We start from the raw sequence: 7019 nt of genomic DNA on the forward strand, positions 1-7019 counted from the left end.
GACTCCAAAAACTAAAAATAAAAAGGACAGACTCAATGAATTTAGTACTTATCTTGATAGGGGTAATCGCCTTTATCGTACTGGCAACGTCCAGATTTAAACTTCATCCTTTCTTAACCCTGATATTAGCGGCGTTTATTGCAGCGTTTGCTTATGGTTTACCTAGCAGTACCATTGCTAAAACGATTACATCAGGCTTTGGCGGGATTCTTGGGTACATAGGACTAGTGATCGTCCTAGGTACGATTATTGGAACCATTTTAGAAAAAAGCGGTGCAGCCATTACCATGGCCAATTGCGTTATTAAGCTTCTAGGAAAACGCTTTCCTACTTTAACCATGTCCTTGATTGGTTATATCGTTTCCATCCCCGTGTTCTGTGATTCTGGCTTTGTTATTTTAAACTCATTGAAACAGTCCATGGCAAATCGCATGAAAGTTTCCAGTGTGTCTATGAGTGTGGCTCTGGCCACTGGGCTTTATGCGACACATACCTTTGTACCGCCAACGCCTGGTCCTATTGCGGCGGCAGGGAACTTAGGCCTAGAGTCAAATTTGGGTTTGGTTATCTTAGTGGGTATTTTTGTCGCTGCTGTTGCGGCTTTGGCGGGAATGTTGTGGGCAAATCGCTTTGCTAATATCGAGCCTGATGGCGAAGGCGCGGATGAACTAAAAACTCAAAATGAAGATTACGAAGCGTTAAAACAAAGTTACGGTGCGCTGCCAAGCCCATTTAAAGCCTTTGCGCCGATCTTTGTACCTATTTTATTAATATGTTTTGGATCTATTGCTGGTTTTCCTTCCGCACCTCTGGGAAAAGAGACTTTATATGATGCATTAGTGTTTTTAGGACAACCTGTAAATGCCTTGTTAATTGGCCTGTTTTTATCTTTATTGCTGTTAAAAAGTGATAAAAAAATAGAAGAGTTTAGCGAGCGCATTAGCCAAGGTTTGGTTGTTGCTGCTCCTATTTTATTAATCACAGGTGCCGGTGGTGCCTTTGGTGCGGTTCTTAAAGCGACGCCGATTGGTGAATTTCTTGGTACGTCATTGTCTGCGCTTGGTATTGGTATCTTTATGCCATTTATTGTCGCCGCAGCGTTAAAGTCAGCACAAGGGTCTTCTACGGTCGCTTTAGTCGCAACATCGGCTTTGGTTGCGCCTATGTTGGGTGACATTGGTTTAGCCAGTGAAATGGGCCGCGTATTAACCGTAATGGCTATTGGTGCGGGTGCTATGACGGTTTCTCATGCCAATGATAGTTTCTTCTGGGTAGTGACTCAATTTAGCCGTATGAGCGTATCACAAGCTTATAAAGCGCAAACGATGGCGACCCTGATTCAGGGCGTCACTGCAATGTGCCTTGTGTATGTTCTTAGCTTGTTCTTACTCTAAAGGATTACTTTTGCGCTTATCTTGGCGAACGAATAGGCGCATTTCTTGCTTTGATTGATTCAAAAGCTCAATGACTCAAAAGGACAAGTATGAAAATTATTATTGCACCGGATTCTTTTAAAGAAAGCTTAACTGCGCTTGACGTCGCTATCGCGATTGAGACGGGCTTTGGCCATGTCTTTCCTGAGGCAGAATACATCAAAGTGCCGATGGCAGATGGCGGTGAAGGCACGGTGCAATCTATGGTCGACGCGACGCAAGGTCATTTGGTCTATCTTGAAGTGACAGGACCGCTGGGCAATCAAGTTAAGGCGCAATATGGCATTTTGGGTGCGGAGGACGATCAAGAACCGACAACTGCCGTGATCGAAATGGCGTCTGCTTCTGGTTTGCATTTGGTGCCGCGGGATCAACGTAAACCTTTCTATACCACCAGTTTTGGTACTGGTGAATTGATAAAAGACGCACTTGATCGGGGCATAAAACACATAGTGCTTGGATTGGGTGGCAGTGCTACGAACGATGCCGGTGCAGGTTTAGCTCAAGCGCTTGGCATTCAATTTAAAGACGATAAACAGCAAGAATTGCCGTTTGGTGGAATTGCATTGGCGCAATTGAGTTATGTTGATGTGAGCCAAGTACACCCTCTTTTGGCTGGATGTCGCTTTGATGTTGCGTGTGATGTCGATAACCCCTTGTGCGGTGAACGTGGTGCGTCTGCTATTTTCGGGCCGCAAAAAGGCGCCACGCCCGATATGGTCGAGCAATTAGACAAGTCGTTAGCCCATTTCGCGGATGTTTTAGTACAACATGGTTTTGATGATTACCGATTAGATTCCGGTGCAGGTGCTGCAGGCGGTATGGGATTGGGCGCGAAAGTCTTTCTCAATGCGACACTAAAACCGGGTATCGAGATTGTTATGGAAACCGTCGGCTTAGCTGAAAAGCTTCAAGGCGCAGATTTGGTCATTACTGGTGAAGGTCGAATCGATGGCCAAACGGTATTTGGAAAAACCCCAATGGGCGTGTTGAAACAAGCCAACGCAAATGGGGTTCCAACCATTGGTATTGCTGGTAGTTTGGGAACAGATGCAGAGGCTATTTTGGCCCATGGCATGCTGGCTATTTTTCCGATTATTCCCGCGCTGGATAGTCTTGATAACGTGCTAGCTCAAGCGAAAATTAACCTGATCAATTCATCACGAAACATCGCCGCCGCCATTAAATTAGGACAAGGCCAGTTCGGAAAAAAGCCTTAGCGCCTTCCAACTAAGGCGCTGTCTTAATGACTACTTCCCAATACAAAACGAGCCAAAGATGCGGCCAAGCAAGTCATCACTGGTAAACGCGCCGGTGATTTCACTCAGGGCTTGTTGCGCTTCTTTGAGATCTTCTGCCAGTAATTCCCCTGCGCCGTAGCCGTGAAGTTGCTCGTCCCCCGCGTCTAAAAAGCGTTTTGCCTTGTTGAGCGCTTCGATATGTCGACGACGAGCGATAAAACCGCCCTCTGTCGTGCTGTCGAAGCCCATAACCTCTTTTAGGTGATCGGTAAGATCATTAATGCCATCACCTGTTTTAGCTGACAAGGAGATCACAGGGACGCCTGAGACCATTTCGATTCCAGTGCTTTCTTTGGTTAAATCGACTTTATTTCGAACTAATGTTAAATGCTGAGTACCGCCGAGTTTTTCCATGAACTCTGGCCAAATCTCGCTTGGGTCTTTTGAATCAATAGATTGGCTATCGACCATCATTAAAATACGATCGGCTTTGCTGATCTCGTCCCACGCGCGCTGAATACCGATGCGCTCTACTTCGTCTGGGCTGTCGCGCAAGCCAGCGGTGTCGATAATATGCAGCGGCATACCATCTAGATGAATATGTTCGCGCAAGACGTCACGCGTTGTGCCTTCTATGTTGGTCACGATGGCGGATTCTTTCCCTGATAAGGCGTTTAGCAAGCTGGATTTTCCGGCGTTTGGACGTCCTGCGATTACGACGTTCATGCCTTCACGAATCAAGGCGCCTTGGTTGGCTTCTTTTAAAACGGTTTGCAGCTTGGCTTGAATCCCAGCCAATTCCGCGGCGACTTTGCCGTCACCGATGAAGTCGATTTCTTCTTCTGGGAAATCGATGGCGGCTTCCACGTAAATACGCAAATGAATCAGGGCTTCGACCAGTTCGTCAACGCGTTTTGAAAAGGCACCCTGCAAGGAACGCAGTGCGCATTTAGCCGCTTGTTCAGATGTACTGTCGATCAGATCGGCAATGGCTTCCGCTTGGGTTAAGTCCATTTTGTCGTTCATGAAGGCGCGTTCTGAAAACTCTCCTGGGCGGGCTAAACGTGCACCAAGGGCAACGCAATGACTCAACAACATGTCCATAATCACTGGACCGCCATGTCCTTGTAGTTCAAAAACATCTTCGCCTGTGAAGGAGTTTGGCCCAGGGAAATACAGCGCTAAGCCCATGTCGAGCTGATCGTCGCTGGCGTCTTTGAAGGGGACGTAATGGGCGTAACGAGGTTTAGGTTCAAAGCCGACGATCTGTTTGGCAATCGCGAGGCTTTTTGGGCCAGATAAACGAATTATCCCTACGCCACCTCGGCCGGGAGCGGTGGCTTGTGCGGCGATCGTGTCTTGGTCTGTGGCGTATTGGAAATCGGTCATAATCAAACTCTGTGCGGTGAACTGGAAAAAGGAATGAGTAGAAATTATCGCCATTGTCTATTAGCAGGGAAATCATGGCAATCTAAACGTAAAAAAGGCCTCCCATTGGGAAGCCTTTTTTTATCGAAGAGCAGATTAACGCGAGTACGTTACACTTCTCGTTCGATACGTTTGGTAATGATGTACTGCTGTATGATCGACAAGCTGTTGTTGGTTACCCAGTACAGAACGAGACCAGCAGGGAACCATAAGAAGAAGAAGGTAAATGCGATAGGCATAATCTTCATGATTCGAGCTTGCATTGGGTCTGGAGGCGTAGGGTTCAACATTTGTTGTCCCATCATACTTAGACCCATCAAGATAGGCAGTATGAAATACGGATCCATTACCGCTAAATCATTGATCCAAAGGAAGAATGGTGCATGACGTAACTCAACCGATTCCATCAATACCCAGTACAAAGAAAGGAAAACTGGCATTTGAACCAAAATAGGTAAGCAGCCACCCAGAGGGTTAATCTTCTCTTTTTTGTACAGCGCCATCATGGCTTGCGACATCTTCTGTCTATCATCACCATACTGTTCTTTCAGTTTAGCAATTTCAGGACCGAATTTACGCATTTTCGCCATTGAACGGTAGCTTGTGGCAGACAACTTGAAGAAGATGGCTTTCACACAAACAACGATCAAGATAATGGCAATACCCCAGTTAATCACGAAAGATTGGATCAAGGTTAGCAACCAGAATAGTGGTTTAGCCAACCACCACAACCAGCCGTAATCGACAGTCAAATCTAGGTTTTCAGCGGTACTTTCAAGATGATCTTGTAGTTTTGGGCCAACGTAGAACGTTGAACTCAAAGTACCTTGTTTACCAGGTGCAATTTCAACAGGAGAACCCGTGAAACCGATGATGTTGAAATCACCATTTGTACGTGCTTGCAAGGTTACTTTTTGACCTTGTTCTGGAACCCAAGCGGTCACAAAGTAATGTTGCAGTACGGCAATCCAACCTTTTGTTGTGGTTGTTTTGACCGGTTCTTCTTTCATATCCGAAAAAGATATTTTGTTGTACTTGTTTTGCTCATCCGATAGCGCACCACCTAAATAAGGCTGTAGGCCCATGCTGGTAGCTTGGCTTGGATCTGGCGTGTTATCACGCTTGATCTGCGCAAACAAATTACCACGCCATGTTGAAGACGTCGTATTGTCTACAGTGATCAATTGGCGAATACGGTATTTGCCTTTCATGAAGCGGAAGGTTTTTGTGTATTTCACACCTTTCGCATCAGTGTAATACAGATTCACATCAAGTGAGTCTTCACCGTCAGCCAAATTATAAGACGTCTTTTCTGCTTGGTAAACTGGGCGACCTTCGGTAGAAGCATCGGGACCATTTTGACCAACCAAGCCGCTTTGCGTCACGTATGTGCGCTCAGGGCCGTCTTCTAAGATAACAAAAGGATCAGGTTTGTCTAATTCTTTTTTGTACTGAAGAAGTGCTGCTTCAACAAGGTCACCGCCAATAGGGTTAATAGCAACACGTAATGTATCGGTTGTTACTACAATCAATTTCCCAGGTGCAATATTAGTTGCACTTTGCGGAATTTCGATATTGGCATCGGTCGTCGTGCTTTGAATTGCCAAAGGCAAATCATCGCTCATTTGAGTGTTTGTCTCAGATTGAGATTGAGAGCTTTGAGCTACGCTTTGAGTGGACTGAGGACCATAATCTTGGCTCCACTGTAGAAACAGTAGGTAGCCACTGATAAAAAGCGCACCCCATAAAAAGTAACGTCTGAAATCCATGGTATTCAACTAATTTGTTTGGTTGGACAATAGGTTCACAGAACCCTGATTAAAATCACGCGCTATTAAACCAGCCTTTGGCAGTTTTTTCAGCCTATTTCTGCTTAGAGTGATCGCGTTTTTTATTTTGAGTGGGTTTTAGTGCTTTTTTCGCCAGTTGATCCCATGCTTTTTCCAAGCGTTTGTGCAGATCAGGGTTGTCTAACTCTTTAATACCTTGTCGTGCTAGAAAAACAATGTCTAGACCTTCAAGGAGCGTTTTATTATGGCGAAAGGAATCCCGTACCAAGCGTTTGATACGATTCCTGCCCACCGCACGTTTATCCGTTTTCTTAGACACAATAAGACCCAACCGTGTTTGGTTATCATCTCGTTTTCGTGCCAATAAAAGGAATTCGCCTGCGAAGACTTTGGAGGATGTGTCATTAAAGACGGATTGATAATCCCCGGCATTCAGTAGTCTGACATGCCGGGGAAAACAATAATCGGTCATCAGCGGTTTTATGCGCTTAATACCTTGCGGCCGCGGGCACGACGGCGAGCGACAATTTGGCGTCCGCTTTTAGTTGCCATACGAGCACGGAAGCCGTGGTTACGTTTGCGTTTCAAAACGCTAGGTTGGAAAGTTCTTTTCATCTTTATTCTCTCACTGAATGCAGTGTTTGAGTTTTGAGGGTTAGCGACCGCCAAGCCTCTACAATTGATCGTCAAATCAGGGCGCGGATTTTAGTGCCTTTCTCTGGTTAATTCAATGCTTAACACAGTTTTATTATTTAAAAAATGACCTTCTAAAGTATTAGACACTTACGCACAGAGTTTTACCCTATTGGTGGATAAACGACATTAGAATATTTTTTGTTATCCACAGGGATAGTTTTTACTTTGCGAATGTACATAAAAATCAAAAAGATAATTCTACTCACCCTTGTGCATAACGTAAAAATAATTCACTATAAACATGTGCATAACCTATCAATTTATACACATATAAAAACGTTATCTACGGGTGTGTATAACATTGGCTGTTATTAACATTTCTTTCTTTTCGGCTGAGTTGTTCCATTTTTTCTATTTATGTGTGGATAACTTCAAATGGGCGAGGTAAAATCCGCTTCTTATCTGTCACTCAACCAGGGAGTACGTCTACA

6 protein-coding genes are annotated in these 7019 nt (G+C 45.0%); 2 read left to right on the forward strand and 4 right to left on the reverse strand.

The window, feature by feature from the left end; translation table 11 throughout:
- Window positions 1-35: 35 nt before the first annotated feature.
- Both MP3633_RS18870 and MP3633_RS18875 read left to right on the forward strand, forming a co-directional pair.
- Window positions 36-1394, forward strand: coding sequence for a GntP family permease (locus MP3633_RS18870; protein ID WP_176336668.1), 1359 nt, complete (start codon window positions 36-38; stop codon window positions 1392-1394).
- 89 nt (window positions 1395-1483) lie between these two features.
- On the forward strand, window positions 1484-2653 hold the full coding sequence (locus MP3633_RS18875) for a glycerate kinase (RefSeq protein WP_176336669.1): 1170 nt from the start codon (window positions 1484-1486) through the stop codon (window positions 2651-2653).
- Between the two features lie 30 nt (window positions 2654-2683).
- On the opposite strand, the gene mnmE is transcribed toward MP3633_RS18875, so the two are convergent.
- The 4 genes from mnmE to rpmH form a co-directional block, all read right to left on the reverse strand.
- The gene (mnmE, locus tag MP3633_RS18880) at window positions 2684-4063 is read right to left on the reverse strand and encodes a tRNA uridine-5-carboxymethylaminomethyl(34) synthesis GTPase MnmE (protein WP_176336670.1); all 1380 of its coding nucleotides are present in this window, start codon (window positions 4061-4063) and stop codon (window positions 2684-2686) included.
- Window positions 4064-4212: 149 nt separating this feature from the next.
- Window positions 4213-5871, reverse strand: a complete 1659-nt coding sequence (gene yidC / locus MP3633_RS18885) for a membrane protein insertase YidC (protein ID WP_176336671.1) — start codon at window positions 5869-5871, stop codon at window positions 4213-4215.
- A gap of 94 nt (window positions 5872-5965) precedes the next feature.
- On the reverse strand, window positions 5966-6364 hold the full coding sequence (gene rnpA, locus MP3633_RS18890; protein WP_112135447.1) for a ribonuclease P protein component: 399 nt from the start codon (window positions 6362-6364) through the stop codon (window positions 5966-5968).
- An 8-nt stretch (window positions 6365-6372) separates the two neighbouring features.
- The gene (gene rpmH / locus MP3633_RS18895) at window positions 6373-6507 is read right to left on the reverse strand and encodes a 50S ribosomal protein L34 (RefSeq protein WP_084035504.1); all 135 of its coding nucleotides are present in this window, start codon (window positions 6505-6507) and stop codon (window positions 6373-6375) included.
- Window positions 6508-7019: the final 512 nt, after the last annotated feature.

It is taken from the genome of Marinomonas primoryensis (genome assembly GCF_013372285.1).
GTDB classification, from domain to species: Bacteria; Pseudomonadota; Gammaproteobacteria; order Pseudomonadales; family Marinomonadaceae; genus Marinomonas; species Marinomonas primoryensis.